The organism is Streptantibioticus cattleyicolor NRRL 8057 = DSM 46488 (genome assembly GCF_000240165.1).
Classification (GTDB): Bacteria; Actinomycetota; Actinomycetes; order Streptomycetales; family Streptomycetaceae; genus Streptantibioticus; species Streptantibioticus cattleyicolor.
Genome location: NC_017586.1, coordinates 5,690,479 through 5,716,176, shown reverse-complemented (window position 1 = coordinate 5,716,176; position 25,698 = coordinate 5,690,479). Strand labels below are relative to the sequence as shown.

The 25,698-nt window shown below is 73.4% G+C and carries 23 protein-coding genes and 7 tRNA genes; 14 read left to right on the top strand and 16 right to left on the bottom strand.

Annotation, left to right across the window (positions count from 1 at the left end):
- Positions 1-93: 93 nt before the first annotated feature.
- The 6 genes from pdxT to pgsA form a co-directional block, all read right to left on the bottom strand.
- Positions 94-738, bottom strand: coding sequence for a pyridoxal 5'-phosphate synthase glutaminase subunit PdxT (pdxT, locus tag SCATT_RS25120; RefSeq protein WP_014146003.1), 645 nt, complete (start codon positions 736-738; stop codon positions 94-96).
- 150 nt (positions 739-888) lie between these two features.
- Positions 889-1,803, bottom strand: a complete 915-nt coding sequence (gene pdxS / locus SCATT_RS25115) for a pyridoxal 5'-phosphate synthase lyase subunit PdxS (RefSeq protein WP_014146002.1) — start codon at positions 1,801-1,803, stop codon at positions 889-891.
- Positions 1,804-1,983: 180 nt separating this feature from the next.
- Positions 1,984-2,556 carry a hypothetical protein gene (locus SCATT_RS25110; RefSeq protein ID WP_014146001.1) on the bottom strand — a complete coding sequence of 191 codons (573 nt, stop codon included), beginning with the start codon at positions 2,554-2,556 and terminating at the stop codon, positions 1,984-1,986.
- Between the two features lie 75 nt (positions 2,557-2,631).
- Positions 2,632-3,834: a glycosyltransferase family 4 protein gene (locus SCATT_RS25105; RefSeq protein ID WP_014146000.1), complete on the bottom strand. Its 1,203-nt coding sequence runs from the start codon at positions 3,832-3,834 to the stop codon at positions 2,632-2,634.
- Positions 3,831-4,853 carry a phosphatidylinositol mannoside acyltransferase gene (locus tag SCATT_RS25100; RefSeq protein ID WP_014145999.1) on the bottom strand — a complete coding sequence of 341 codons (1,023 nt, stop codon included), beginning with the start codon at positions 4,851-4,853 and terminating at the stop codon, positions 3,831-3,833. Before SCATT_RS25100 ends, SCATT_RS25105 begins: the two co-directional genes overlap by 4 nt.
- Positions 4,850-5,512: a phosphatidylinositol phosphate synthase gene (gene pgsA / locus SCATT_RS25095; RefSeq protein WP_014145998.1), complete on the bottom strand. Its 663-nt coding sequence runs from the start codon at positions 5,510-5,512 to the stop codon at positions 4,850-4,852. The genes SCATT_RS25100 and pgsA overlap by 4 nt, the downstream gene beginning before the upstream one ends.
- 284 nt (positions 5,513-5,796) lie before the next feature.
- Between pgsA and SCATT_RS25090 the strand changes: the two genes are divergently transcribed.
- Entirely contained in the window at positions 5,797-7,992 is a 2,196-nt protein-coding gene (locus tag SCATT_RS25090; RefSeq protein WP_014145997.1) for an elongation factor G-like protein EF-G2, read from the top strand.
- A gap of 270 nt (positions 7,993-8,262) precedes the next feature.
- Positions 8,263-9,936, top strand: coding sequence for a hypothetical protein (locus tag SCATT_RS25085; RefSeq protein ID WP_042507589.1), 1,674 nt, complete (start codon positions 8,263-8,265; stop codon positions 9,934-9,936).
- Positions 9,937-10,006: 70 nt separating this feature from the next.
- Here the strand turns inward: SCATT_RS25085 and SCATT_RS25080 are convergent, their stop codons facing one another.
- The 4 genes from SCATT_RS25080 to SCATT_RS25065 all read right to left on the bottom strand — a co-directional run bounded on the left by SCATT_RS25080 (position 10,007) and on the right by SCATT_RS25065 (position 14,420).
- Positions 10,007-10,567: an HIT family protein gene (locus SCATT_RS25080; RefSeq protein ID WP_014145995.1), complete on the bottom strand. Its 561-nt coding sequence runs from the start codon at positions 10,565-10,567 to the stop codon at positions 10,007-10,009.
- A gap of 54 nt (positions 10,568-10,621) precedes the next feature.
- Positions 10,622-12,604, bottom strand: a complete 1,983-nt coding sequence (gene thrS, locus SCATT_RS25075) for a threonine--tRNA ligase (protein WP_014145994.1) — start codon at positions 12,602-12,604, stop codon at positions 10,622-10,624.
- A gap of 65 nt (positions 12,605-12,669) precedes the next feature.
- Complete coding sequence (locus SCATT_RS25070) at positions 12,670-13,854, bottom strand: hypothetical protein (RefSeq protein ID WP_014145993.1); 1,185 nt, start codon at positions 13,852-13,854, stop codon at positions 12,670-12,672.
- Positions 13,854-14,420 (bottom strand): DUF4365 domain-containing protein, encoded by a 567-nt coding sequence (locus tag SCATT_RS25065; RefSeq protein ID WP_041824975.1) that lies wholly within the window; start codon positions 14,418-14,420, stop codon positions 13,854-13,856. The genes SCATT_RS25070 and SCATT_RS25065 overlap by 1 nt, the downstream gene beginning before the upstream one ends.
- Positions 14,421-14,653: 233 nt before the next feature.
- Here SCATT_RS25065 and SCATT_RS25060 point away from each other — a divergent pair, with 233 nt between their 5' ends.
- Positions 14,654-15,382, top strand: a complete 729-nt coding sequence (locus SCATT_RS25060; protein ID WP_014145991.1) for an exonuclease domain-containing protein — start codon at positions 14,654-14,656, stop codon at positions 15,380-15,382.
- 67 nt (positions 15,383-15,449) lie between these two features.
- Here SCATT_RS25060 and SCATT_RS25055 read toward each other — a convergent pair.
- From SCATT_RS25055 to SCATT_RS25045, 3 genes are all read right to left on the bottom strand, one after another.
- Positions 15,450-15,521: transfer RNA gene (locus tag SCATT_RS25055), tRNA-Val, on the bottom strand.
- A 64-nt stretch (positions 15,522-15,585) separates the two neighbouring features.
- On the bottom strand, positions 15,586-16,044 hold the full coding sequence (locus SCATT_RS25050; RefSeq protein WP_014145990.1) for an SRPBCC family protein: 459 nt from the start codon (positions 16,042-16,044) through the stop codon (positions 15,586-15,588).
- Positions 16,045-16,142: 98 nt separating this feature from the next.
- Positions 16,143-16,214 (bottom strand) — tRNA-Val (locus tag SCATT_RS25045).
- Positions 16,215-16,528: 314 nt separating this feature from the next.
- Here SCATT_RS25045 and SCATT_RS25040 point away from each other — a divergent pair.
- Together SCATT_RS25040 and SCATT_RS25035 are read left to right on the top strand one after the other, a co-directional pair.
- Positions 16,529-16,942 carry an SsgA family sporulation/cell division regulator gene (locus tag SCATT_RS25040; RefSeq protein ID WP_003959770.1) on the top strand — a complete coding sequence of 138 codons (414 nt, stop codon included), beginning with the start codon at positions 16,529-16,531 and terminating at the stop codon, positions 16,940-16,942.
- A gap of 221 nt (positions 16,943-17,163) precedes the next feature.
- A complete protein-coding gene (locus tag SCATT_RS25035) occupies positions 17,164-17,721 on the top strand; it encodes a CGNR zinc finger domain-containing protein (protein ID WP_014145988.1) in 558 nt (185 codons plus the stop codon).
- 351 nt (positions 17,722-18,072) lie between these two features.
- On the opposite strand, the gene SCATT_RS25030 is transcribed toward SCATT_RS25035, so the two are convergent.
- Complete coding sequence (locus SCATT_RS25030; RefSeq protein WP_014145987.1) at positions 18,073-18,540, bottom strand: hypothetical protein; 468 nt, start codon at positions 18,538-18,540, stop codon at positions 18,073-18,075.
- Between the two features lie 198 nt (positions 18,541-18,738).
- On the opposite strand from SCATT_RS25030, the gene SCATT_RS25025 reads away from it, so the two are divergent.
- Positions 18,739-19,254 (top strand): DsbA family protein, encoded by a 516-nt coding sequence (locus SCATT_RS25025; RefSeq protein ID WP_014145986.1) that lies wholly within the window; start codon positions 18,739-18,741, stop codon positions 19,252-19,254.
- A 361-nt stretch (positions 19,255-19,615) separates the two neighbouring features.
- Here SCATT_RS25025 and SCATT_RS25020 read toward each other — a convergent pair whose 3' ends face one another.
- On the bottom strand, positions 19,616-20,449 hold the full coding sequence (locus tag SCATT_RS25020; protein ID WP_014145985.1) for a GNAT family N-acetyltransferase: 834 nt from the start codon (positions 20,447-20,449) through the stop codon (positions 19,616-19,618).
- Between the two features lie 96 nt (positions 20,450-20,545).
- Positions 20,546-21,367: an aminotransferase class IV gene (locus SCATT_RS25015; protein WP_014145984.1), complete on the bottom strand. Its 822-nt coding sequence runs from the start codon at positions 21,365-21,367 to the stop codon at positions 20,546-20,548.
- 202 nt (positions 21,368-21,569) lie between these two features.
- Here SCATT_RS25015 and SCATT_RS25010 point away from each other — a divergent pair.
- The 8 genes from SCATT_RS25010 (at position 21,570) to SCATT_RS24975 (ending at position 25,689) form a co-directional block, all read left to right on the top strand.
- Positions 21,570-21,642, top strand: a tRNA-Gly gene (locus SCATT_RS25010).
- 44 nt (positions 21,643-21,686) lie between these two features.
- Positions 21,687-21,757: transfer RNA gene (locus SCATT_RS25005), tRNA-Cys, on the top strand.
- A gap of 1 nt (position 21,758) precedes the next feature.
- A tRNA-Val gene (locus SCATT_RS25000) sits at positions 21,759-21,833 on the top strand.
- A 41-nt stretch (positions 21,834-21,874) separates the two neighbouring features.
- Positions 21,875-21,946, top strand: a tRNA-Val gene (locus tag SCATT_RS24995).
- 46 nt (positions 21,947-21,992) lie between these two features.
- Positions 21,993-22,064: transfer RNA gene (locus tag SCATT_RS24990), tRNA-Val, on the top strand.
- An 854-nt stretch (positions 22,065-22,918) separates the two neighbouring features.
- Positions 22,919-24,211 carry a serine/threonine-protein kinase gene (locus SCATT_RS24985; protein ID WP_014145983.1) on the top strand — a complete coding sequence of 431 codons (1,293 nt, stop codon included), beginning with the start codon at positions 22,919-22,921 and terminating at the stop codon, positions 24,209-24,211.
- Positions 24,212-24,285: 74 nt separating this feature from the next.
- Complete coding sequence (locus SCATT_RS24980) at positions 24,286-24,747, top strand: winged helix-turn-helix transcriptional regulator (protein ID WP_014145982.1); 462 nt, start codon at positions 24,286-24,288, stop codon at positions 24,745-24,747.
- Between the two features lie 87 nt (positions 24,748-24,834).
- Positions 24,835-25,689 (top strand): alpha/beta fold hydrolase, encoded by an 855-nt coding sequence (locus tag SCATT_RS24975; protein WP_014145981.1) that lies wholly within the window; start codon positions 24,835-24,837, stop codon positions 25,687-25,689.
- Positions 25,690-25,698: the final 9 nt, after the last annotated feature.

Here is a 25,698-nt window from a genome sequence, read left to right as displayed (position 1 = left end):
GCGATCCTACCGGGATCGCCGGGGCGCACCGGCCGCCCACCCGCGAAACGGCGGCACCGGTCCCGCTCCGGCCCCGTGCCGCCGGCGCGCGGGTCAGTCGGCGCGGCGGGCGCGGACCATCTCCACGAAGAGCCGGTGCACCCGGTGGTCGCCGGTGAGTTCGGGGTGGAACGAGGTGGCCAGCAGGTTGCCCTGGCGTACCGCGACCACGGTGCCGTCGGTGAGCCGGGCCAGCACCTCGACCCCGGCGCCGACCGACTCCACCCACGGCGCGCGGATGAAGACGCCCTCGACCGGGCCGACGCCGGCCACCTCGACGACCGCCTCGAAGGACTCGTTCTGCCGGCCGAAGGCGTTGCGGCGCACCGTCATGTCGATGCCGCCGAGGGTGCGCTGGTCGGCGCGGCCGTCGAGGATCTTGTCGGCGAGCATGATCATGCCGGCGCAGGAGCCGTAGGCGGGCATGCCCTCGGCGATCCGGGCGCGCAGCGGTTCCAGCAGGCCGAAGGCGACCGCCAGGTTGGACATGGTGGTGGACTCGCCGCCCGGGATGACCAGGGCCTCCACCGCGGCCAGCTCCTCGGCGCGGCGTACGGCGGTGGCCTCGGCCCCGGCCGCGTCGAGGGCGGCGAGGTGCTCGCGTACGTCGCCCTGGAGGGCGAGGACGCCGACGGCCGGGCGGTACGAGGCTTCCCGCTGGGCGGGGACGGCGGCGGGCGACGGGTGGACGGCGGTCACGGAACACCTTTCGGATACGGGGTGCGGCGCCGGCCCGGGGCGACGGGCGCGGCGCCGGGGTGGCGCGGGTGCGGGGGCCGGCGGCGGGTGCCGTCGCCCGCGTCGGGGCGCGGGCGACGGCACCACAAGGTCACCGCACGGCCGGGGCGGTCACCAGCCGCGGTTGGCGTACCGCTCGCTGTCGGTGAGGGTGTCGCAGTTGATGCCGACCATGGCCTCGCCGAGACCGCGGGAGACATCGGCGATGACCTTGGGGTCGTCGTAGAAGGTGGTGGCCTTCACAATGGCGGCGGCGCGCTTGGCCGGGTCGCCGGACTTGAAGATGCCGGAGCCGACGAAGACGCCCTCGGCGCCGAGTTGGCGCATCAGCGCGGCGTCGGCCGGGGTGGCCACACCGCCGGCCGAGAAGAGGACCACCGGCAGCTTGCCCAGCTCGGCGACCTCCTTGACCAGCTCGTAGGGGGCGCGCAGCTCCTTGGCGGCGGCGTACAGCTCGTTGTTGTCCAGCGCGCGCAGGCGGCCGATCTCGCCCTTGATCTGGCGCAGGTGGCGGACGGCCTCCACGACGTTGCCGGTGCCGGCCTCGCCCTTGGAGCGGATCATCGCGGCGCCCTCGGCGATCCGGCGCAGCGCCTCGCCCAGGTTGGTGGCACCGCAGACGAACGGGGTGGTGAAGGCCCACTTGTCGCTGTGGTTGACCTCGTCGGCCGGGGTGAGCACCTCGGACTCGTCGATGTAGTCGACGCCGAGCGCCTGGAGGACCTGGGCCTCGACGAAGTGGCCGATCCGGGACTTGGCCATCACCGGGATCGAGACGGCGTCGATGATGCCCTCGATCATGTCCGGGTCGGACATCCGGGCCACGCCGCCGTCCTTGCGGATGTCGGCGGGGACCCGCTCCAGGGCCATGACCGCGACCGCGCCGGCGTCCTCGGCGATCTTCGCCTGCTCCGGGGTGACGACATCCATGATCACACCGCCCTTGAGCTGCTCGGCCATGCCGCGCTTGACGCGCGCGGTGCCGGTCTCAGGGGTCTCGGGGGTGCTGGGGGGCGTGGTGGACACGGTTTGACCTCATTCGTCGTTAATGCGTGCGACTGGCCCCGATCGTAGGGCCGCGCGGATCGGCTCCGGACCCTTCCGTCCGGTCCACTTGAGCCGGTCACGCGCTACGTATCCGACGAAAGCGCAGACGGTACCCTCCGGAAAAGGGCCAATCGGCAGCGGGTGGACCGCTTGGTGGCCTCAGTTGCCCGCGGTGCCGGGCCGCACGTGGCCGCCGCCCTCCGCGGTGAACAGCGGCGGCGGCTCGTCGTCCATCTCGAAGGCCATCGGGAACGGGGCGTGGCCGGCCAGCCGGAACCAGCGCACCACCCGGTGGCGCCGCACCGCCCGGGCCGCCCGCACCGCGTCGTTGTGGAACCGCCGGGCCATCGGCGTACCCCGTACCGCGGCGGTCAGCTCCCCCACCGCCTCCGGGCCGCCGGGGGCCTGCCGTACCGCCTCCACCGCGGCCGGCTCGGCGAAGACCGCGCGCAGCGCCTGGCTCAGCTCGCTCTCGGCGACCTCGCGGTGGTCGTCCTCGGCCTGCCGGGCGGCGTGCGCGGTCTGGTAGAGCACCATGGAGGCGGCCGGGTCGAGCACGCCGGAGGTGGCGAGTTCCTGGGCCACCGAGGCGCGGCGCAGCAGCTGGGCGTCGAGCGCCGCCCGCGCCGCGTCGATCCGCGCGTGCAGCCGGTCCAGCCGGCTCGCCGTCCAGCTCAGGTAGACACCGAGCAGCACGGCGACGGCCGCGATCCAGATCAAAGTCGTCACCACGGACCGCAAGGCTACCGTCGCAACCGGTGCCCGCCCGCCCGGCGTCCCGCACCGCGCGAGGCGGGACGCCGCCGGTCAGCCGCGGGTCAGTCCCAGCCGGCCGCGCAGCCGGGTGCGTTCGTCCGGGGCCACCGAGGCGGCGCCGTCGGTCACCATCTCGTACACCGAGAGGATCTCGCCGCCCACCACCGACCAGTCGAAACGGCGGACGTGGGCGCTGCCGACCGCCCGCAGCGCGGACCGGCGGGCGGGGTCGGACAGCAGGCGCAGCGCGGCGGCGGCGAGCGCGTCGGCGTCCTCCACCGGGAACAGCTCACCGGCCGCTCCCCCGTCGAGCACTTGCCGGAACGCGTCGAGGTCGCCGGCGAGCACCGGGGCGCCGGCCGACATCGCCTCGACCAGGATGATGCCGAAGCTCTCCCCGCCGGTGTTGGGGGCGACGTACAGGTCGACGCTGCGCAGCAGCCGGGCCTTGTCCTCGTCGCTGACCATGCCGAGGAACTCCACCTGGCCGCGCACCGCCTCCGGGAGCGAGGCGACCGCCTCCTGCTCGTCACCGCGGCCGGCCACCAGCAGGCGGGTGCCGGGGCGCTCGGCGAGGATCCTCGGCAGCGCCCGCATCAGCGTCGGCAGCCCCTTGCGGGGTTCGTCGATGCGGCCGATGAACCCGATGGTGGCGGCCCGCGCGGCGCCGCCGGCCACCGACCCGGGGGCGTCCAGCCCCTGCCACTCCGACTTGGGCTCGGCGTCGGCGAAGAACCCCACGTCCACCCCGTTGGGGATGACCACCGCGTCGCCGCCGAGGTGTTCGACCAGGGTGCGGCGGGCGTACTCGCTGACCGCGATCCGGGCGCTGATCTTCTCCAGGGCGGGCTGGAGGATGGGGCCGGCGGCGATCATCGCCCGGGAACGCGGGTTGGAGGTGTGGAAGGTGGCCACGATCGGCCCCTGGGCGGCCCAGCAGGACAGCAGGCCGAGCGAGGGCGAGGCGGGCTCGTGGATGTGGATCACGTCGAAGCCGCCGTCGTGCAGCCAGCGGCGCACCCGGGCCGCCGACAGGAAGCCGAAGTTGAGCCGGGCCACCGAGCCGTTGTACGGCACCGGCACGGCGCGGCCGGCGCTGACCACGTACGGCGGCAGCGGGGTGTCCTCGTCGGCGGGGGCGAGCACCGAGACCTCGTGGCCGCGCCGGATCAGATCCTCGGCCAGGTCCCGGATGTGGAACTGGACCCCGCCGGGGACGTCCCAGGAGTACGGGCACACGATCCCGATCCTCACGGCCGCTCCGATCCGGCGCCCTCCGCCGCCGTGGCCCGGGCGGTCCCCGGACCCTCGGCCGACGGGCGCGCGCCCTCACCGGAAGTGTCCCGCGCCACGGGGCCGCGCGGGGACCGTTCGCCGTCCGCGGCCGGCGTCAGCAGATCGGACAGCCACAGCTTCTGCATCATGTGCCAGTGGGTGGGGTGGGCGGCGATCCCGGAGGCGAAGGCGTCCGCCATCGCCTGCGTCATCACGGCGGCCTTCTCCGCCCGGGTGCCCTCGGCCGGCACCGGCACCGGCGGGTGCACCCGGCCCTGGAGCACCGGCGAGTCGTCGTACCACAAGGTGACCGGGAGCAGCACCGCGCCGGTCTGCACCGAGAGCATGGCGGGGCCGGCCGGCATCCGGGCCGGCTCGCCGAAGAAGTCCACCTCGATCCCGGAGGCGGACAGGTCGCGGTCGGCGACCAGGCAGACCAGGCCGCCGTCGCGCAGCCGCCGGGCCAGCGTGCCGAAGGCCGAGCCGCCGGTGTGCGGCAGCACCTCCATGCCCAGCCCCTCGCGGTAGGCGACGAACCGGTCGTAGACCGACTCGGGCTTCAGCCGCTGGGCGACGGTGGTGAACGGCACCCCCAGCTTGGTGGTGACCCACGCCCCGGCCAGGTCGTAGTTGCCCATGTGCGGCAGGGCCAGGATGACGCCCCGGCCGGCCGCCAGCGCGTCCTGGAGCAGATGGACGTCGGCCGGGGCGAAGCCGTCCCGGATCCGCTGCTTGCTCCACACCGGCAGCCGGAACGACTCCATCCAGTAGCGCAGGTAGGACCGCAGGCCCGCCCGGGACAGCTCGGCCAGCCGCTGCGGGCCGGCGTCCGGCACCACCCGCGCGTAGTTGGCCTCCAGCCGCAGCACGCCGGGCCCGCGGCGGCGCCAGGTGGCGTCCGCCACCGTCCGGCCCAGCGCCGCCGCCGCCGACTCCGGCAACCGCTTGACCAGCGACCAGCCGGCGCCGTAGACGATCTCGCTGAGCTTGTCGTTCACGCCGGGTTCCCCTGCCCGTCGCGGGCCGCCGCATCGGCCTCGGCGGCCTCCCGGTGCACCGTGACCACCCGCTGCACCAACGTCACCAGCGAGCCCACCGCCACGATCCACAACGCGATCGGCAGCAGCCACTGGATGTAGGGCACCCCGAACTTGTGGAGCCCGGACAGGCCGCAGAACACCAGCGAGATCACCAGCCGCTCGGAGCGCTCCACCAGCCCGTTGACGTCCACCGGCAGCCCGATCGCCTCGCCGCGCGCCTTGGTGTACGACACCACCTGCCCGCTGGCCAGGCAGAAGATGGCGACCGCGCAGAGCACCCGGTCGTCACCGCGCCCGGCGTACCACAGCGCCAGCCCGCCGAAGACCGCCGCGTCGGCGAGCCGGTCGAGCGTGGAGTCCAGGAAGGCCCCCCACCGGCTGGAGCGGCCCATCTGCCGGGCCATGTTGCCGTCGACCATGTCGGAGAAGACGAAGAGGGTGATCACCACCGTGCCCCAGAAGAACTCCCCTCTGGGGTAGAAGGCCAGCGCGCCCGCGATGACCCCGGCGGTGCCGATGAGCGTGACGGTGTCGGGGCTCACCCCCTTGCGCAGCAGCAGAGCGGCGAACGGTGTGAAGACACGCGTGAAGAATGCACGCGCGTACTTGTTCAGCATGGCCTTCCCGACAGTCGCAGGTGCCGGCCGGCCCCTGCGGCCACCGGCCGCCCCATCGTAGCCAGGCGCGCATCCGGGCGGCTCCCGCGGCACCACCCGGCCACGGCCGAGGGTACGACGTATGGACGCAACGTTACGGTCGTGGGAAGGTCGAAGGACCGCGGGCGCAGCCGCGAGCCGCCCGCCGCGGTGCGGCCCGAAGGCCCGGCGGCGCAGGCGTTCGCGCACACCATCCGTGCCCGCACAGCCGGGCAGTCACCCCCGATATCACCGGGAGGCAGACGATGGGCGACAAACAACAGACACACGCGGGAGCCGCCGGAGGCGTACCGGCGGCCGACCGGCCCGAGGGGCTGCGCAACGTGGTGCTGGTCGGCCACAGCGGTTCGGGCAAGACCACCCTGGTGGAGGCGCTGGCCGCGGCCTGCGGGGCGCTGGGCCGGTGCGGCCGGGTCCAGGACGGCACCACGCTGTCCGACTACGACGAGATCGAGCACCGCCAGCAGCGCTCGGTGCAGCTCTCCCTCGCCCCGGTGACCTGGGGCAACGTCAAGATCAACCTGCTGGACACACCGGGGTACGCGGACTTCGTCGGGGAGCTGCGGGCCGGGCTGCGGGCGGCGGACGCGGCGCTCTTCGTCGTCTCGGCGGCCGACGGGGTGGACGGCGCCACCCGCATGGTGTGGGAGGAGTGCGCCGCGGTCGGGATGCCGCGCGCGGTGGTCGTCACCCACCTCGACGCGGCCCGCGCCGACTTCGACGAGATGACCGAGATCTGCCGCCGCGCCTTCGGCGGCGACGACCCGGACGCGGTACTCCCGCTGTACCTGCCGCTCCACGGCGAGGAACGCTCCGACGGGCACACGCCGGTGGCCGGGCTCATCGGGCTGCTCTCCCAGCGGATCTTCGACTACTCCTCCGGCGAACGCGTCGAACGCGACCCGGACCCCGAACACCTGCCGCTGATCGAGGAGGCGCGCGGCCGGCTCATCGAGGGGATCATCGCCGAGAGCGAGGACGAGACCTTGATGGACCGCTACCTCGGCGGCGAGGAGGTGGACCTCAAGACGCTGGTGGAGGACCTGGAACGGGCGGTGGCCCGGGGCACCTTCCACCCGGTGCTCGCCGCCGCCCCGCCGGCCGAGGGCGCCCGCCAGGGCCTGGGCACCGTCGAGCTGCTGGAGCTGATCACCGGCGGCTTCCCCACCCCGCTGGAGCGCGAGGCCCCCGCGGTCACCACACCGGACGGCGGCCCCCGCCAGCCCCTGGAGTGCGACCCGGACGGCCCGCTCGCCGCCGAGGTGGTCAAGACCTCGTCCGACCCCTACGTCGGCCGGCTCTCGCTGGTCCGGGTCTTCTCCGGCACCCTGCGCCCCGACGACACCGTCCACGTCTCCGGCCACGGACTGACCGACCGCGGCCACGAGGACCACGACGTGGACGAACGCGTGGGGGCGCTCACCTCACCCTTCGGCAAGCAGCAGCGCCCGGTGGCCAAGGCGGTCGCCGGCGACCTGGTGTGCGTGGCCAAACTGGGCCGCGCCGAGACCGGGGACACCCTGTCGGCCAAGGACGACCCGCTGCTGATGGAGCCGTGGCTGATGCCCGACCCGCTGCTGCCGGTGGCCATCGAGGCGCACAGCAAGGCCGACGAGGACAAGCTCTCCCAGGGGCTGGCCCGGCTGGTCGCCGAGGACCCCACCATGCGCCTGGAACACAACCAGGACACCCACCAGGTGGTGCTCTGGTGCCTGGGCGAGGCCCACGTCGACGTGGCCCTGGAACGGCTGCGCGCCCGCTACGGGGTCCAGGTGGACGCGGTGCCCTACCGGGTGGCGCTGCGCGAGACCTTCGGCGAGAAGGCGGCCGGGCGCGGACGCCACGTCAAACAGTCCGGCGGCCACGGCCAGTTCGCCATCTGCGAGATCGAGGTGGAACCGCTGCCGGTGGGCTCCGGGATCGAGTTCGTGGACAAGGTGGTCGGCGGCGCCGTGCCCCGCCAGTTCATCCCCTCGGTGGAGAAGGGGGTACGGGCCCAGGCCGCCAAGGGCGTCGCGGCCGGCTACCCGGTGGTGGACGTACGGGTGACGCTGCTGGACGGCAAGGCCCACTCGGTGGACTCCTCCGACGCCGCGTTCCAGACCGCCGGCGCGCTGGCGCTGCGGGAGGCCGCCGACGGCGCCCGCATCCACCTGCTGGAACCCGTCTCCGAGGTGCGGGTGCTCGTCTCCGACGAGTACGTGGGCCCGGTGATGAGCGACCTGGCCGGCCGCCGGGGCCGCGTCCTGGGCACCGAACCGGCGGGCGCCGGACGGACGTTGGTGCGCGCCGAAGTCCCCGAGATCGAGATCGGCCGGTACGCGATCGATCTGCGGTCCATCTCGCACGGAACCGGCCGTTTCAGCCGCGATTACGCACGCCACGAACCAATGCCCCCGCAACTCGCCACCAAACTGCGGGAGTCGCAGGCCACCGGGTGACCCGTCGGGCGCCCCGCCCCGGGGGCGCCCGGTCCGCGCACCGCGCCAACAAAGGCCCGCGGGCGGCACGTTGCGAGCCCCCCTGTCCACCGGTGCGCCGGGTGAACGCGCCGGTACGCCGGTGCGCCGGACGGATACGCTGTGCGGTGATCGGAGAAGTGGTGCTCCCGGGGCCACCGGGAGGTTCCACGGCGCCCGTTCCGGGGAATGGGCGGGTCAGCCGTGGTTGGCCAACGTGCCCGGGGCCGCGGGGAGTCGGCGCCGGGCGAGATGGGGGCGTCGTTGTCTGTACTGTCGAATTTTTCCGGCACGGAGTTCGACTTCAGTCCGGGCGCGCAGATCCCGGTGACCGGCGGCGACGGAGACACCGCCGCCACCCAGGCGCTGGCCTCCGCCGCCTACCGGGACGGCCCGGTCGAGGCGCTGGTCGAGGTCAACCCGGAGGCGACCGTGCAGCCGCCCCGGCTGTCGCTCTTCGAGCCCAACCTCGGTGAGGCGTTCGCCCGCGCCGTGCAGATGCGCATGCTCGGCGCCGGCCGCGCCGAGACCGTCCAGTCCTTCGGCATGGACCCGCAGGCCGTGGTGGAACACTGCCTGGCCGCCAACCGCATCCGCCAGCAGCGCGACGCCCGGCTCACCGTGGTGATGCTGGTCTTCGGGCTCCTCTTCCTGCCCGGGGTGCTGATCTGGCTGGGCGCCTTCCAGCTGCGGCGCACCCTCGCCAAACGCCAGGGCCGCGCCGGGATGCTGGGCGGGGTGGTCCTCGCCGTCGTGGTGGGCCTGGGCGTGCTGCTGCTGTGGCGCCCGCCGCTCACCGGCATCGGCGCGCTCTACCTGCGGCTGATGCTGGTGGTACCGGTGGCCGGCTGGTACGTGGCCAAGCGGATCTGCGAACGCACCGCCGTCGACCTGCGCGACCGCTGGTCGGGGCTGCTCTCCGGCGGCGGCGTGGGCGCCAAGATCCCCGAAGCCGTACCGCAGCACCCCGACGACGCCCGCGCCGAGCAACTGCGCAAGTCCCTGGTGGCGCTGGCCGCCGAGCAGAACAGCAACGTGGTCTTCTACGCCGGCCCCAAGGGCATACTCGGCATGGGCTCCCGCTGGGGCGTCTGGCAGCTCGCCGAGGAACTGGTGCCCCGCGAGGAGGGCCAGGACATCCACCCGTTCCGCAGCTGGGACGTGATACGCGCCATCCAGGACCGCCTGCGCGAACTGGAGCGCGGCCCGCTGCACACCGGCGGCTTCCCCAAGCCGTCGATACGGAACTGGGTCGTCGCCCCGATCGGCGAGAACGCCAAGGGCATCACCCGCCCCACCGGTGCCGAGGTGGAGGGGTTCACCGTCAAGGACTTCGAGATCCAGCGGATCTGCAACGAGCAGCAGTTCGGCGCCGGCAACCGGCACTACCTGGGCGTGCAGTTCGTGCTCTGGGACGGCCAGTTGGTGATCACCTTGCTGATCACGGTGACCGTGCTCCACCACACGCTGCGCATCGAGGTCTCCGGGCACGCCCTCGGCCCGGTGGACGGGATCTTCCTGTCCAAGCCGAGCCCTAAGGAGAAGAAGGTCGCCAAGAGCGTCAAGTTCTGGGAGACCCGCACCGTACGGCTGCCGCTGGTGGACTCGGCCGAGGTGGTGCGGCTGTCCGCGCGCGCCCCGCTGACCTGGTTCCCGCCGGTGCTGGACTACCTCGGCGGCAAGCTCACCCTGCCCGAGCCGTTCGGGCTGCGGCACACCTGGGCCGGCAAGCCGTGGAAGCACCGCTTCATGGCCGACGACGCGTTGCGCGCGGTGACCCCGGTGCTGCGGGTGGTGCACTCCGCGGCGCTGTCGGTGCTGCGGGAGAACGGCGTGGACACCGAACGGTTCGCCGCCCGCTCGCTGGCGCTGGGCACCGGGGTGCAGGAGGCCGCGCCGAAGAAGGCCGACGCCTACGACGCGTGACGACAGGCGTACGCGGCGGGTCCGGGATCGTCCCCGGGCCCGCCGCGGCGTTTCAGCGGTGCCGGCCCGGTCAGCCCTTGGGCCAGTGGGCGGCGAGCATCGCCCGGGTGTCGGCGAGCAACTGCGGCAGCACCTTGGTGTGACCGACGACCGGCATGAAGTTGGTGTCCCCGCCCCACCGGGGCACCACGTGCTGATGCAGATGGGCCGCGATCCCCGCGCCCGCCACCGCGCCCTGGTTCATGCCGATGTTGAACCCGTGCGCCCCGGACGCGGACCGCAGCGCGGTCATGGCCTGCTTGGTGTATTCGGCCAACTCGACCGTCTCCACGTCGTTCAACTCCGTGTAGTCGGCGACGTGACGGAAGGGGACGATCATGCAGTGTCCGCCGTTGTAGGGGTACAGATTGAGCACCGCGTACACGTGCTCACCTCGGGCGAGCACGAGGCCGTCCTCGTCCGACTTGGCCGGGATGTCGCAGAACGGGCAGCCGTCCCCGGCGCCCGGGCCGGTCGGCTTGTTCTCGCCTTGGATGTACGCCATGCGGTGCGGGGTCCACAGGCGCTGGAACGCGTCCGGCGTCCCCACTCCGATCTGCTCTTCCGGCTCAGTCGTCATGCGGGCCAGCATAAACGCCGGGGGCCCCGCCGAAGCGGGGCCCCCTGACCGTCCTCACGACCGCGATCACACCTGGACGCGGCGCTCCACCACATCAACGATCTCGGAGATGGCCTGGTCACACGGGATGCCGTTCTTCTGCGACCCGTCCCGGTAGCGGAAGCTCACCGAGCCGGCCGCCATGTCGTCATCACCGGCGATGACCATGAACGGGACCTTGGACTTCTGCGCGTTGCGGATCTTCTTCTGCATGCGGTCCGCCGAGGAGTCCACCTCCATGCGCACCCCCTTGGCCTTCGCCTTGGCGGCGAACTCGGCCAGGTACGGCACGTGGGCGTCGCCGATCGGGATGCCGACCGCCTGGACCGGGGCGAGCCACGCCGGGAAGGCGCCCGCGTAGTGCTCCAGCAGCACCGCGAAGAAGCGCTCGATGGAGCCGAAGAGGGCGCGGTGGATCATCACCGGGCGCTGCCGGGAGCCGTCGGCCGCGGTGTATTCCAGGTCGAAGCGCTCGGGGAGGTTGAAGTCCACCTGGATCGTGGACATCTGCCAGGTGCGGCCGATGGCGTCGCGGGCCTGGACGGAGATCTTGGGGCCGTAGAACGCGGCGCCGCCGGGGTCGAGCACGAGCTCCAAGCCCTGCTTCTCGGCCGCCTTGCGCAGCGTGGCGGTGGCCTCCTCCCAGTTCTCGTCCGTCCCGATGTACTTCTCCGGGTCCTTGGTGGACAGCTCCAGGTAGAAGTCCTCCAGGCCGTAGTCGCGCAGCAGGCCCAGCACGAAGGTGAGCAGCGAGTCGAGCTCGTCGGCCATCTGCTCCTTGGTGCAGTAGATGTGCGCGTCGTCCTGGGTGAAGCCGCGGGCGCGGGTGAGGCCGTGCACCACGCCGGACTTCTCGTAGCGGTAGACGGTGCCGAACTCGAAGAGGCGCAGCGGGAGTTCGCGGTAGGAGCGGCCCCGGGCACGGAAGATCAGGTTGTGCATGGGGCAGTTCATCGGCTTGAGGTAGTAGTCGATGCCCTCGTCGAGCTGCATGGGCGGGTACATGCCGTCGGCGTACCAGTCCAGGTGGCCCGAGACCTCGAACAGCTTCCCCTTGGTGGCGTGCGGGGTGTAGACGAACTCGTACCCCGCCTCCTCGTGGCGGCGGCGCGAGTAGTCCTCCATGGCGCGGCGCACGATGCCGCCCTTGGGGTGGAAGACGGCGAGGCCGGAGCCGATCTCCTCGGGGATGGAGAACAGGTCGAGATCGCTGCCGAGCTTGCGGTGGTCGCGCTTCTCGGCCTCGGCGAGGAAGTCGAGGTGGGCCTTGAGCTCGTCCTTGGAGGGCCAGGCGGTGCCGTAGATCCGCTGGAGCTGCGGGTTCTTCTCGCTGCCGCGCCAGTAGGCGGCGGCCGAGCGCATCAGCTTGAAGGCCGGGATCAGCCGGGTGGTGGGCAGGTGGGGACCGCGGCACAGGTCCTTCCAGCACAGCTCGCCGGTCTTGGCGTCCAGGTTGTCGTAGATGGTCAGCTCGCCGGCGCCGACCTCGGCGGAGGCGCCCTCCGCGGCGTCGGCGGCGGAGCCCTTGAGGCCGATCAGCTCCAGCTTGTAGGGCTCGCCGGCCAGCTCCTCGCGGGCCTGCTCGTCGCTGACCGCGCGGCGGGAGAAGCGCTGGCCGCGCTTGACGATCTCCTGCATCTTCTTCTCGATGGCCTTGATGTCATCGGGGTGGAACGGCTTGTCGACGTCGAAGTCGTAGTAGAAGCCGTCCTTGATGGGCGGACCGATGCCCAGCTTGGCCTCGGGGTGGAGCTCCTGCACGGCCTGGGCCATCACGTGCGCGGTGGAGTGGCGCAGGATGGCGAGGCCGTCCTCGCTGCCGATCTCGACCGGCTCGATCTCGTCGCCCTCGGCGACCTTGTGGGCCAGGTCCTTCAGCTCGCCGGCCACCCGGGCGGCGACCACGGTGCGCTCGCCGCCGAAGAGGTCCGCGGCCGTCGTACCCGTCGTGACCACCCGCTCTTCCCGCTCAACGGAATCGCGTTTGATGACCACACGGATCTGAGACACCGGTTACTCCTGACTGGATCTGGGCGACGGCAGCGCGACGCTGCCCCGGTGCGATCGTACCGGGGTCAGCCCGTCGGGCCGTAACCGTCCTGGCCCGGCTCGCCGTCGTCGAGCGCCTTGAGCATCCGTTCCCGTTCCGCCGCGTCCACCGGCACCGGGGCCACCGCGGTGACCGCGGCGAGGGTACGGAAGCCGCCGCGGCTCTCCAGCCTGCCGGTGAGCCGCAGCGGCAGGCCGACGAGGTGGGCGTGGACGGCGACGCGGTAGGCGTGGCGGTCGAGGCCGGCCCGGATCCGGGCGACCGGGGCGCCGGCCAGCACCCGCAGCCGTACGGTGCCGCCGTCCTCCGGGCGGTCGCTGCGCAGCCGGGTGACGGTGCCGGTGACGGTGGCCGGCAGCGCGGGTTCGGCGGCCAGGTAGCGGGCGGCGGCCAGGTGGAGTGCGGGCAGGTCGCCGGGGGTGAAGCCGACGGGTGCGGGGCGGGCGGCGAGGCCGACGGGGACTCCGGCCACCGGGGACCAGTCGAGCTGGAGCTCGGCGCCCTCGCTGCCGTGCACCAGCAGGGCGATCGCGGTGACCAGTTCGTGGCAGACGCCGAGTTCGACGGCGGCGTCGAAGGCGTCGAGCCGGCCGGTGGCGCGCTGGTGGTCGACGGCGTCCCGGACCGCGCGCAGCGCCCGCAGCAGGGTGACGGTGACGGCGCGGCCGTCCGGTGCCGGGGCGTAGGCGGTGAGCGCCTGGCCGCTCGGGCTGGGCCCGACGAGGACCTGGCGCAGGTAGGCGTCGGCGTACCGGCGGTGGCGTTCGCCGAAGTATCCGGCGCGGCTCCGGGTGGCGCGGGCGGCGGCCAGCAGGGTGTCGGCGGCGGCGGTGCGCAGCCGTTCGGCCTCGTCCCAGGGGACCGCAGCGCCGGTGCCGCCGGCCGCGCGCCGCCAGCGGATCTCGTCGCCGGGTACGGCCAGGGCGAGCAGGACGTCGCGGGCGGAGGGGGCGCCGGAGCGGGCCAGCGCGGTGAGCGCCTCGCCGAGCAGGTCGCAGTAGTCGCCGTAGCCGCCGGGGGCGGGGACCAGCAGGGAGGTGCCGGCGCCGGGGCCGCCGCGTGGTGCGGCGCCGGGCGGGGTCCAGCGGGTGTAGCGGCCGTGCACGCCGCCGCGGCGCTGCCAGCCGTGGCGTACCAGCAGGGCGGTGAGCACCTCGGGGTCCACCTGGTCGGGGGCGGGTGGCGAGGGGTGTTCCGGGTCGTGCCACATCAGGGTCTCCCTCCCGCCCCGACCCGGGCCATGATCTCGCACAGTGCCCGGTCGTCGAAGATCCGGGCGGTCGGGATGCGCACGGTGGTCTTGTGGCGGCCGGTCACCGGGTGGCCGGCCAGGTTGGTCCAGTAGCAGCAGTGGCGCAGTTCCATCCGCTCGTGGCCGGCGCCGATCCACCGTTCCTGGCCGCGTGGGACGAGCATCACCACGAGGATCTTGTGCACCGAGACCGGGTGGCGGGCGAGCTTGACCAGGTGGTCGTTGTCGAGGGTGAAGGAGAAGAACGGCCCCGGCGGGTGCGGCGCCACCTGGTAGGTCGCCTTGAGCTGGATCTTTATGGTGACTTCGTCGTCCACCAGGTGGCCGGGCGAGGTGTGGCTGACGTGCCAGTCGATGCCGTTGTCGGGGTAGGGCTGGGCCAGTGAGCACCCCGCGGCGGCGGCGACCGCGTGCAGGTAGCCCACTTGCAGGGTCTCCATGCAACTGGTGACGGCGAGTCCGCCCCTCGGCGTCGTGCCGTGCCCGGGATGCGGCCCGCCCGGTCGGGGCTGCGCGAGCGCCATGGCTTGCCGTGCCTTCCGGGCCTGGTGGCGGTGGTGGGTGAGGGCCGCGGTGGTGTGCGAACGCGGCGTCCACTGAGGGTTTCTCCGGCCCGGGTGATCCGCAAACGAGTGCGGTTCGCCGGGCGCGGGTCGGGGGTAAGAGACCGTCACGGACGTCGCGGTTTCGCCAAGTCGGCGGGTTTTCGCGGTAGTTGGCGTCCGGCAGGCTGGATGAGCGGAACAGGGGGCCGGCCATGCCTTCTTGGTTCGACGGGCCGCTCGCCGCGTTCGACACCGAGACGACCGGGGTGGACGTCGAGCGGGACCGGATCGTCACGGCGGCGCTGGTGGTGCAGGAACGCCCCGGCGCCACACCGTGGTCGCGGCGCTGGCTGATCTCGCCCGGGGTGCCGGTGCCCGAGGCGGCGACCGCGGTGCACGGGCTCTCCGACGGGTACGTGGCCCGGCACGGCGTGCCGCCGGGTCCGGCGGTGGAGGCGATCGCCCGTGCCCTGGCCGGTGGTCCGGGGGCCGGGCTGCCGCTGGTGGTGATGAACGCGCCGTTCGATCTGACGCTGCTGGACCGGGAGTTGCACCGGCACCGCGGCACCGGGCTGGACGGCTACTGGTCGCAAGAGCCGTTGTGCGTGCTCGATCCGCGGGTGCTCGACAAGCACGCGGACCGCTACCGCAAGGGGCGCCGCACGCTGTCGGACCTGTGCGCGCACTACGATGTGGCGCTCACCGACGCGCACGACGCGGCGGCCGACGCGCTGGCGGCGCTGGAGGTCACCCGGGCGATAGGCCGCCGGTTCGCCGACGGCGGGGTCGGTGGCATGACGCCGGCCGAACTCCATGTGCGCCAGGCGTTGTGGCATGCCGCACAGGCGCGGGGACTTCAGGCGTGGTTCGCCCGCAACGGTTCGCCGGAGCGGTGCGATCCGGCGTGGCCGTTGCGTCCCCGGCTGCCGCGGGCGGCCTGAGCGGAGGGCCCGGCGGCGGTCAACGCACAAGGCCGGTCAGTACGTTGACTGACCGGCCTTGTCGCGGTGGGCGATACTGGGATCGAACCAGTGACCTCTTCGGTGTGAACGAAGCGCTCTCCCGCTGAGCTAATCGCCCGGGTTGTGTGCGGTGCGGTTCCCCGCGGCACGTCCTGAACAATACAGTGCCGGACGCCCCGCGTTCAAACGGCCGGTGCGGCGGGGGCGAGCGCGGCGCGCAGACCGCGTCGTCCGGCCCGCATCATCAGCGCGTGGTTGGCGCGGAAGAAGGGGCGGCCGGGGACGGCGAGCCTGCGCAGCAGCGGTTTCGCGACCACGACGTGCTGTTCGAAGCGGACCAGGGTGCCGTCGCGGTCGGCTGTCAGCCGCCAGGTCGCCACGCCGTCCATGTCCCCGCTCAGCCGGGCGCGCAGGACGCCGGCCACCGGGTCGCGGCGGTCCTGGCGCAGGGTGACGGTGAGGTCGTACGGGAGCAGCGAGCGGATGCGCAGGGTGCCGGAGGTCTCGTCGATCCGCCGGACCTCGCGGACCTGGGGCCACCAGGCGGGGTAGTGCTCGACGTCCGCGAGGACGGCGTAGACGGCGGCGGGGTCGGCGGGCAGCAGCCAGCGGCTGCGGAAGGTGTAGCGGGACCAGTCCACGGGGCCGAGTCTGCCGCCCGGGCCGCGGTGGTGGCGAGAGGGCGCCGAAGACGCCGAGGGCCCGGATGCCGTGACGGCATCCGGGCCCTCGCGCAGGGTGGGCGATACTGGGATCGAACCAGTGACCTCTTCGGTGTGAACGAAGCGCTCTCCCGCTGAGCTAATCGCCCCGGCGCGGGGACAACATTACCGCATGTCAGCGGGGGCTCTCGACCACCCGGTGCGGCGGGCCCCGGCCGGGCCCCGGCCGGGCCCCGGCACCTTCGCAGCCACCTGGTGACGGTGGGTGACGGTCGCCCTCGGTGGACCTCGGGGCAGGCCCTCACCGGATCGGCCCAGCGGCCCGCTCGGCGATTGGTCCGAACGAAGTACCAGAATCCTCACAAACCGGTCAGAGGGGTTTACAACGTCCCCGCAGGTGGCATGTCGATTTCGCCGACGTGCGAATCCCCGAGCGCACACTGAGCGAAAGGCCCTGGCGCTTATGAACACCACGGTCAGCTGCGAGCTGCACCTGCGCCTCGTTGTGTCGAGCGAATCCTCACTGCCCGTGCCCGCGGGCCTGCGGTACGACACGGCCGATCCCTACGCCGTGCACGCCACGTTCCACACCGGTGCCGAAGAGACGGTCGAGTGGGTCTTCGCCCGCGACCTGCTCGCGGAGGGGCTGCACCGGCCCACCGGCACCGGCGACGTCCGCGTGTGGCCCTCCAGGAGCCACGGCCAGGGCGTCGTCTGCATCGCCCTCAGCTCCCCGGAGGGCGAGGCGCTGCTGGAGGCTCCGGCGCGGGCTCTGGAGTCGTTCCTGAAGCGCACGGATGCCGCCGTGCCGCCCGGCACGGAACACCGGCACTTCGATCTCGACACGGAGCTCTCGCACATCCTGGCGGAGAGCTAGGACCCCTGTACGCCGTCCGCGGCCGTCCTGTCTCGGGGGGACTGCCGCGGACCTGTCCCCGCCTGCCGGTGACGCCGCCGCCACGGATTTCGTGGCGGCGGCGTTCCGCGTCCGGGCGATCACCGGCGCCGACCGGGGAGGCGCGCGCTAAAGTCACCCGTCGGCAGGCGGTGGCCACCGCCTGCCGAGGTCTGCCGCCGACCCGGTCAGGGAGCGAAGCCGTGCTGATCGACCACGACAACCGGCGTGCTCTGGACTGGGTGGTGGACCTGGTCAACACCGCCGCGGAGCCGCCCGCCCCGGACGGGATCGCCGATCTGGAGGCGCTGCGCGGTTTCGCCGCCCGCCACCGGATCAGCGGGACGGACCGGCTGGACGAGACCGATCTGCTCGCGGTGCGCCAGGTACGGGAACGGTTCGCCGCGGTCTTCGCCGCGCCGGGCCCCCGGGCGGCGGCCGAGTTGATCAACGCGCTGGTGGCGCAGGCGGGGACCACGCCACGGCTGACCGATCACGACGGCTACGACTGGCATGTGCACTACTTCGCGCCCGGTGCCTCGCTCGCCCACCACCTGGCGGCCGACGGCGGCATGGCGCTGGCCTTCCTGGTGGTGGCCGGTGAGTCGGAACGGCTGCGCCGGTGCGCCGCGCCCGACTGCCGCCGGGCCTTCGTGGACCTGTCCCGCAACCGTTCACGCCGCTACTGCGACAGCCGCACCTGCGGGAACCGGCTGCATGTGGCCGCCTACCGGGCGCGCCGCCGGGAAGCGGCCGACTGACCGGCGGTCACAGCAGGAACAGGTCGTAACACGCCCCGAAGAACAGCAACGTGCCGATCACTCCCAGGAAGAGCATCAGCGGCGGCTGGGAGAGCGCGAACAGGCATCCGCGGGTCTCGTCGTTCATCGGTGCGCGGCCTCGGCAAGGTCATGAAGCATCGGGCGACAAGGGCCGCACTCGCACAGCCGTGCGTCACGCTCACGCCAACTTGCCGTTCACTTACGGCAGTTGAGCGGCGGCCCGGACGATCATGACCCAGCGCCGGGCCGGCGTACCCCTCGACACGCCCACCTCCCTGGGCGGTTCTTGTACCGAAAGCCCGGGGGTGCTATTGGGGGCGGCGGCCCAGGTCAGATGCCGCGCTTGCGCAGGATCTCCTCGATGTCGCCGAACTCCGAGAGCGGGTCGTCGGCGGCGCGCTTGGGGCGCTTGGCGGACGGGGTGGCGGTGGGCGGGGGCGTCGCGCCGCCCAGGGCGGTGGCGGAGCCGCCGGTCACCGAGGGCTGTTCGGCGCGGGTACGGCGTCCGGCGGCGCGTCCGGCGGCCAGCCGGGCCGCGACCCACAGGACCACCGCGAGCGCCAGCACCGCGACCCCGGCCCACACCGTGGGGTCGAGGACGAGCCCGGCCGCCCAGGAGCCGATCGCCCGGCCGATCCGGCCGAGCATGGTGAGCAGCCCGGTGAGGTACAGACCGACCGGGAGCAGCGCCACCGCGGCGATCCGGGTGGCCCGCAGGAAGCGGCGGCGCCAGGCGGTCAGCAGCGCGACGGCCAGCCCGGCGCCGGAGAGCGCGAGGCAGACGGTGCCGGTCAGCATGGCCGGCTCCCCCGCCGCGTGGTGCACTTCGCCGTCGTCACTGGTCGGTCCCCCTCACAAGGTCTCGCATCCCTTCCATCCTGCCTCGCGGCGGACCGTGCCGCCATGGCCGCGGGACAAGGATCCGGGGGATCTCCGGGTCGCCCTCCTCCGCAGGTGCCGGCGGACGCTCCCACGCCGGGCTGACACACTGGCGGCATGAACGATGCCATCCGCCGCCCGGCGCTGGAAGTCTGGTGCGACCTGCAATGCCCCGACTGCCGCTCGGCCCTGACCGATCTGCGCGCGCTGCGTGCCCGCTACGGTGACGCCCTCGACATCCAGCTGCGCCACTTCCCGCTGGCCAAGCACGGCCACGCGCACGCCGCCGCGCAGGCCGCCGAGGAGGCCGCCGCCCAGGGCAAGGGATGGCCCTACGCGGAGGCCGTGCTCGCCCGCGTCGAGGAACTCGGCGAGCGCGGCGAGCCACTGCTGGTGGAGATCGCGGCCGAACTCGGCCTGGACGCCGAGGAGGTGGACACCGCCCTGGTCGACGGCCGCCACATCCTCACCGTCGACGCCGACGAGGCCGAGGCCAAGGCGATCGGCGTGACCGGCACCCCCACCTACGTCATCGGCGGCGAACGCCTCGACGGCGGCAAGAGCCAGGAGGGCCTGCGCGAACGCGTCGAGCTGATCGCCGACCGCCTCCTGGCCGAAGCCGCCCAGAACTGACCGCCCCGGCGCCGCCCGCGCCGGACGGATCACGGCAGCGGCCCGGGGGAACCGGCCCCGGCGAGGACGCGCCGGCGCGGCGGGACGGGACCGCCCCGGCGCCGCCCGCGCACCGGCTCCGGCCCGCCCGCGCGGCGTCCCTCCGGTCGGCGGTGGCCGAGGGAACGGGCCTTGCCCACGGCGCCCGGCCGCGTCGGCCCATGACGCGGTGACCGGGCCTGCACAGCCGGGCGACGCGGAGCCGGCCCCTCCGCGTCCGCACCGTGCGGGCCCGCGGCAGGGGTTCGCCCGGCGCCGTTTCCGTCGCGCGACGCCCGGGGGAAACGGACCCCGGCCACGGCGCCCGGCCGCGTCGCGTGGATCACAGCAGCGGCTTGGTCAGCGTCCGTTGGGTGGTGCGGTAGCCGAGGGACTCGTAGAGGCGCTCGGCCGGGGTGTTGCCGGTGAAGACGTTGAGGGCGAGGGAGCGGACGCCGGCGGTGAGGCATTCGCGTTCGGCGAGGTGCATCAGGGTGCGGCCGTGGCCGTGACCGCGGTGGTCCTCGGGGACGTCCACGAAGAAGACCCAGGCGTCGGTGTCGGGGGTGGCGGGGAGCCTGAGCCACAGGTGGCCGACGTCGGCGCCGTCGTGGACGAGGACGCGCAGCACGGTGTGGGCGGTGCGCGGGCCGTCCGGGAGGAGGACGCGGTGGTCGGCCTCCGCCTTGGCCCGGGCCTGCTCGGGCGGGACGCCGTGTCGGGTCCAGCTCGCGACGTAGTGCTCGCGTTCCCAGGCGTGCCAGGCGACGAAGTCGTCCTCGTCCATCGGCCGGGGGCGGCTGCCCGGCGGCAGGTCGGGCGGGGTGGGCGGCAGTTCCTTGCGCATGGCGCGGTTGCGTTCGGTGTAGCCGAGCGCGGCGGCCAGCCGCAGCGCGGCCGGGGCGGTCTCCGGGACGGTCACCTCGACGCGGCGGCAGTCCCAGCCGCGCAGCACCTCCTCGGCGGCGAGCGCGGCGACGGTCGCCCGGCCGCGTCCCCGGTCCGGTCCGGCGATCCGCAGGTCGGTGATGCGGCCGACGGCGGCGCCGAACCGCACGTCGGTGGCGAGGCGCAGCTCACCGACCGGACGGCTGTTGACGCACACCGTGTAGCGCCGGGAGCGGGTCCCGCCGGGGCCGGAGTCCTCGGGTGCGGCCGGCCGCAGGGTGGTGGTCATCGTCAGGCGTGTTCCCCTCGTCGCGGTGGCGGTGCCCGTCGGGGTTGTTCTACCCCCGTCGGCGAGCGGGCCGCCACCGCATTGACCGGGGCGCGGTCAGGGGTTGGGGTCGGCCGCGGCGCGTTCGGCGAAGACCCGCATGGCCTTGGCGGTGACCGGGCCGGGGGTGCCGGGCAGGTCGCGGTCGTCGACCCGGTGGACGCCCTGCACGTCGCGCACGGTGGAGGTGAGGAAGACCTCCTCGGCCTCGCGCAGGATCTCCATGGGCAGTTCCGCCTCGCGGGCCCCGGTCCACTCCAGCACCAGTTGCCGGGTGATCCCGGCCAGGCAGCCGGAGTCCAGCGGCGGGGTGAGCAGTTCGCCGCCGACCACCACGAAGACGTTGGAGCCGGTGCCCTCGCACAGGTGGCCGCGGGTGTTGGCGAAGAGCGCCTCGGTGGCCCCCCGCTCCTTGGCCCGGGCCAGCGCCAGCACGTTCTCCGCGTAGGAGGTGGTCTTCAGCCCGGTCAGGGCGCCCTTGTCGTTGCGGGCCCAGGGCACGGTCACCACGGCGGTGGCGGGCGGGTGCGGGGTGGTGGGGGCGAGGGCCACCACGAGGGTGGCGCCGGCCTCGCCGCGGTCCGAGCCGAGCGGGCTCACCCCGCCGGTGTAGGTGATCCGCAGCCGGCCGAGCGGCGCGGGGTTGGCCGCCACCACCTCGGCGCAGGCCCGGCGCACCCGGTCGCCGTCGGGCTCGGGCAGCCCGAGGCCGCGGGCGGAACGGGCGAGCCGGGCCACGTGCCGGTCGAGCGCGAACGCGGTGCCCGCCACCGTCTTGACCGTCTCGAAGACGCCGTCGCCGACGGTCAGCCCGTGGTCGAGTACGGAGACCGTCGCCTCGGCGGCGGCGCGCAGCGCCCCGTCGATCCAGATCTTCACAGCCGTGGCTCCTTCTTCGCTCGTCAGCGGCGCCTTACGGGCCTCCGGCTCCGACGCTACCTCCGCGGACCGGGGTGCCGACGCGCCGCCCGCGCGCCCCACTTGCCCGGCACGCTGCGGAAACGGAATTTGAGCTGGCGCGGAATTCCGCTAGAGTTCAACACGTCGCCGGGACGCGGGAGCGCCCCGGAGCCCGACACAGGCGGACGTGGCTCAGTTGGTAGAGCATCACCTTGCCAAGGTGAGGGTCGCGGGTTCGAATCCCGTCGTCCGCTCGATGAAGATCTCGATCCTCACAAAGGATCTTGATCCTCACGTTGGTGGAGTGGCCGAGAGGCGAGGCAACGGCCTGCAAAGCCGTCTACACGGGTTCAAATCCCGTCTCCACCTCGGACGATTAGCTCAGCGGGAGAGCGCTTCCCTGACACGGAAGAGGTCACTGGTTCAATCCCAGTATCGTCCACCAGGGTCCGTGAGGACCTTCCTTCCGGCTCCGGCCGGAAGCCCGCGCGATTAGCTCAGCGGGAGAGCGCTTCCCTGACACGGAAGAGGTCACTGGTTCAATCCCAGTATCGCGCACGCGGTGTCCATCGTCCGCCTTCGGCGCCGGTGGCACACGTCCCGAGGACGATTAGCTCAGCGGGAGAGCGCTTCCCTGACACGGAAGAGGTCACTGGTTCAATCCCAGTATCGTCCACACGTACCGAGGGCCCGGAGCACACGCTCCGGGCCCTCGTTCGTCGTATGCCGGCACCGCGAGGCCCGGACGCCTCTCCAGGCGTCCGGGCCTCGTGCCGTCCGCGTCCCCGTCCCCACGGGGTCGTGCGCCGGTCGGACCGGCCCGGGCCGCTCTCCCAGGCCGCGTGGCGCTGTCTCCAGCGCCGCAAGTCCAGCCGCGGACGACGATCAGGTGCAGCGGCGGGCGAGTGACCTCGGGGGACGAGTGTGCCGCCCGCCGCATGTCTCAACGGTAGGCGGGCGGCCGGGCGCGGACGTCATGCCGTCGTACCGATTCCCGGGCCTCCACGAGGAGGAGGCCGCCCGGGGCGCCCTACTCCCCTGGGTGGAGACGTTCTCCACCCAGCTCTCAGGGGCGCCCCGGAGAGCGGACCCGCGCACGACGGGGCGGACCGCGCGCCCGGATACCGGGGCGGGCACGGGTGACTTCGCTCACCCTGGACGCCACCGCCCGGTACCGTCCCGCGGTGCGGGCGCGACCGGCGCGGACGGACGGCTGTCGAGGCGTCAACATGGCGTGCTGTCAACCGAGTTGGGCTCACGGTACGCGCATCACCCGGGCGGGGCAGCGGTGTTGGGGATACCGGGCGCCCGGTACCGCCGGACGCGACCCGCCGTCGGCGGTGAGTGGCGCCTGTCCGCACGGCGGCCGGTCAGTCCGTAAGCTGTGCCACGTCAGTAGGCGGCTGAGGGAGTGCGGCCACCGAAGCCGAAGGCCGGGAGCGGGCCACAGCCAGCTCGCGACGGCTCCGGCCGGCGGATCGGACGGGCCCGTCCAGCGGATGCCTATCCACCGCAAGGCAGGGGACGGACATGGCGATGATGCGGCTCCGGCGCGAGGATCCGCGGGTCGTCGGCTCGTTCCGGCTGCACCGGCGGCTCGGCGCCGGCGGCATGGGCGTGGTCTACCTCGGTTCCGACAAGCGCGGGCAGCGGGTGGCGCTGAAGGTGATCCGGCCGGAGCTGGCGGAGGACTCGGAGTTCCGGCAGCGGTTCGCCCGTGAGGTGTCGGCGGCGCGCCGGATCCGCGGCGGGTGCACCGCGCGGCTGGTGGCCGCCGATCTGGAGACGGAGCGGCCGTGGTTCGCCACCCAGTACGTGCCGGGGCCCTCGCTCTACGACAAGGTCGGCGAGGACGGGCCGTTGCCGGCCGCCGAGGCCGCGGCGATCGGGGCGGCGCTCGCCGAGGGCCTGGTGCACGTGCACGAGGCCGGGGTGGTCCACCGGGACCTGAAGCCCTCCAACATCCTGCTCTCCCCCAAGGGTCCGCGCATCATCGACTTCGGCATCGCCTGGGCGACCGGGGCGAGCACGCTGACGCACGTCGGCACGGCGGTGGGCTCCCCCGGCTTCCTCGCGCCGGAGCAGGTGCGCGGCGCGGCGGTCACCCCGGCCACCGATGTGTTCGCCTTCGGCGCCACGTTGTCGTACGCGGCGACCGCGGACTCCCCGTTCGGGCAGGGCAGTTCGGAGGTGATGCTCTATCGGGTGGTGCACGAGGAGCCCGATCTGACCGGTGTGCCGGACTCGTTGGCGCCGCTGGTCTACGCGTGTCTGGCCAAGGAGCCGGAGGAGCGGCCGAGCGCGGCGCAGCTCGCCGAGCGGCTGGCGGAGATCGCGGCACGGGAGGCCCGGGGGCTGGACGCGGTGCGGCGGGACGGCGGTCCGCTGGTCGCGCCGCGTCAGGAGCGGGTGCCCGGGCGGCGGCCCGAGGAGTACGCGCGGCAGCATACGGCGCCCGAGGCGGCGGCCGATCCGGCGTCGGGACGCACCCCGGCCCGGGCGCCGGGGCAGCGGACGCCCGCCTCGGGTCGTCCCGGGGAGCGCCCGGCGGACCGGCAGCGGACCCCGGCGCGTCCGCATCCGCAGGGGCGCCCGGCGGCGTCCCGTCCCGGTGCCCCGCGCACGCCGGCCGGGCGGCGTCCCGGACGTCCGAACCGCCGGCTGCTGCGGCAGCGGCTGATCGTCTTCGTCACCGTCACGTTGCTGGTGGCCCTCGGTATCGCCGCGGCCCAGGGCTGCCAGGGGCCGTCCCGCGGGCTGGGTCCGGCGGCGGGGCCGGGTGCCGCCGTCACGCGGGAGCACCGGCCCGGAACGCCCGGGTAGCCGGTCCTCGCACCACCCCACGCAGTGGTCCCATACTGATACTAGTTGCGTTTCCCGACTAGTGAGGACCGCTCATGGCCGACCGTCCCGACCACGTCACCTTCCAGCACGGGCAGGCGTTCCTCGCCGCGATCTCGGAGCGCTGGAACTACCAGATCCTGCGTGAGGTCTTCTTCGGCGTCCACCGGTTCGGCGAGCTCAAGCGCACCCTGGGGATCTCGGCGACCATGCTCACCGCCCGCCTGAACGACCTGACCGAGCTGGGACTGCTGGAGAAGCGGGCCTACCGGGCGGACAAGCCCTGGTTCGAGTACCGGCTCACCGACCCCGCGCGCGAGCTGGTCGTCCCGGCCGTCGTCGCCGTCACCCGCTGGGCCGAGACCCACGCCGACGCCCGTCCCACCGACGCCCGGCCGCTGCTCCACACCTCCTGCGGCCACCGCACCGAGCCGTACCTGGCGTGCAGCAGCTGCCACCGGCCCATCGAGGCGGACACCCTGGAGCCGCTGACACCGCAGGACGACGGCCCCTCCTAGTATTAATTCCGTACTAGTAGTAGTCTCGTACTAGTTAGCGGAAGCCTTCGCGGACCCGCGGGCACCTCCCGCGGGAGAGGAGCGGTCATGGCAACGGCACACTGGCTCGACGACGTCACCGAGAAGCTGATCCCCACCTCGCTCGGACTGATCAACGTGCGGGAGGGGGGCCGCGCCGACGGGCCGGCCATGGTCTGCTGGCCGAGCCTGATGATGGACGGCACCATGTGGCGGTACCAGTACGAGCACTTCGCCCCCACCCACCGCATGGTGCTGGTGGACAGCCCCGGACACGGCAGGTCGGACGCGCTGCGCAAGCTCATCGACCTGAAGGACTGCGCCGACGCGCTCACCGAGGTGCTGGACGCGCTCGCCATCGACCGGTGCGTCCTGGTCGGCAACAGCTGGGGCGGCATGCTCGCCGGGGTCTTCCCGGCCTACCACCCGGAGCGGACCACGGCCGCGGTCGGCATCAACTGCACCGCCTCGCTGCCCACCATGTTCGAGAGCGTCTGGGCGACCGCGCTCGCCGGTTACCTCTCGGTGCACGCGAGGATGCCGGAGCTCGCCGCCCGGGCCGCCCGTGCCGCGTTCGCCGGGCCGACCGCCGAGGCCGAGCGCCCGGAGTTCGTGGAGTTCACCCGGTCCGTGCTGGTCAACGACCCCAAGTCGGTGGCCTGGGCGCTGCGCAGCATCCTGATCGGCCGCAAGGACGAGCACCGCAGGCTGGCCACCGTCCCGTCCGGCATCCCGGTCCTGGTGATCGCCGGGGAGGAGGACAGCCAGTTCCCGGTGCACGCGGTGCGGCGGATGGCCGACGCCATCCCCGGCGGCGTCCTGCGCGTGCTGCCGCACACCGCCCACCTGGCCGCCCGGGAGAACCCCGACGCGGTCAACGCCGAGATCGACGCCTTCCTCGCCGCCCTGCCCGCCGCCGCCTGAACGGAGACA

Excerpts from the sequence above, each read along its gene's own strand:
- pgsA (WP_014145998.1), bottom strand. The coding sequence starts at position 5,512 with ATGCTGAACAAGTACGCGCGTGCATTCTTCACGCGTGTCTTCACACCG.
- SCATT_RS25090 (WP_014145997.1), top strand. The coding sequence starts at position 5,797 with ATGGGCGACAAACAACAGACACACGCGGGAGCCGCCGGAGGCGTACCG.
- SCATT_RS25085 (WP_042507589.1), top strand. The coding sequence starts at position 8,263 with ATGGGGGCGTCGTTGTCTGTACTGTCGAATTTTTCCGGCACGGAGTTC.
- SCATT_RS25080 (WP_014145995.1), bottom strand. The coding sequence starts at position 10,567 with ATGCTGGCCCGCATGACGACTGAGCCGGAAGAGCAGATCGGAGTGGGG.
- SCATT_RS25070 (WP_014145993.1), bottom strand. The coding sequence starts at position 13,854 with ATGTGGCACGACCCGGAACACCCCTCGCCACCCGCCCCCGACCAGGTG.
- SCATT_RS25065 (WP_041824975.1), bottom strand. The coding sequence starts at position 14,420 with ATGGCGCTCGCGCAGCCCCGACCGGGCGGGCCGCATCCCGGGCACGGC.
- SCATT_RS25060 (WP_014145991.1), top strand. The coding sequence starts at position 14,654 with ATGCCTTCTTGGTTCGACGGGCCGCTCGCCGCGTTCGACACCGAGACG.
- SCATT_RS25040 (WP_003959770.1), top strand. The coding sequence starts at position 16,529 with ATGAACACCACGGTCAGCTGCGAGCTGCACCTGCGCCTCGTTGTGTCG.
- SCATT_RS25030 (WP_014145987.1), bottom strand. The coding sequence starts at position 18,540 with ATGCTGACCGGCACCGTCTGCCTCGCGCTCTCCGGCGCCGGGCTGGCC.
- SCATT_RS25025 (WP_014145986.1), top strand. The coding sequence starts at position 18,739 with ATGAACGATGCCATCCGCCGCCCGGCGCTGGAAGTCTGGTGCGACCTG.
- SCATT_RS25020 (WP_014145985.1), bottom strand. The coding sequence starts at position 20,449 with ATGACCACCACCCTGCGGCCGGCCGCACCCGAGGACTCCGGCCCCGGC.
- SCATT_RS24985 (WP_014145983.1), top strand. The coding sequence starts at position 22,919 with ATGGCGATGATGCGGCTCCGGCGCGAGGATCCGCGGGTCGTCGGCTCG.
- SCATT_RS24980 (WP_014145982.1), top strand. The coding sequence starts at position 24,286 with ATGGCCGACCGTCCCGACCACGTCACCTTCCAGCACGGGCAGGCGTTC.
- SCATT_RS24975 (WP_014145981.1), top strand. The coding sequence starts at position 24,835 with ATGGCAACGGCACACTGGCTCGACGACGTCACCGAGAAGCTGATCCCC.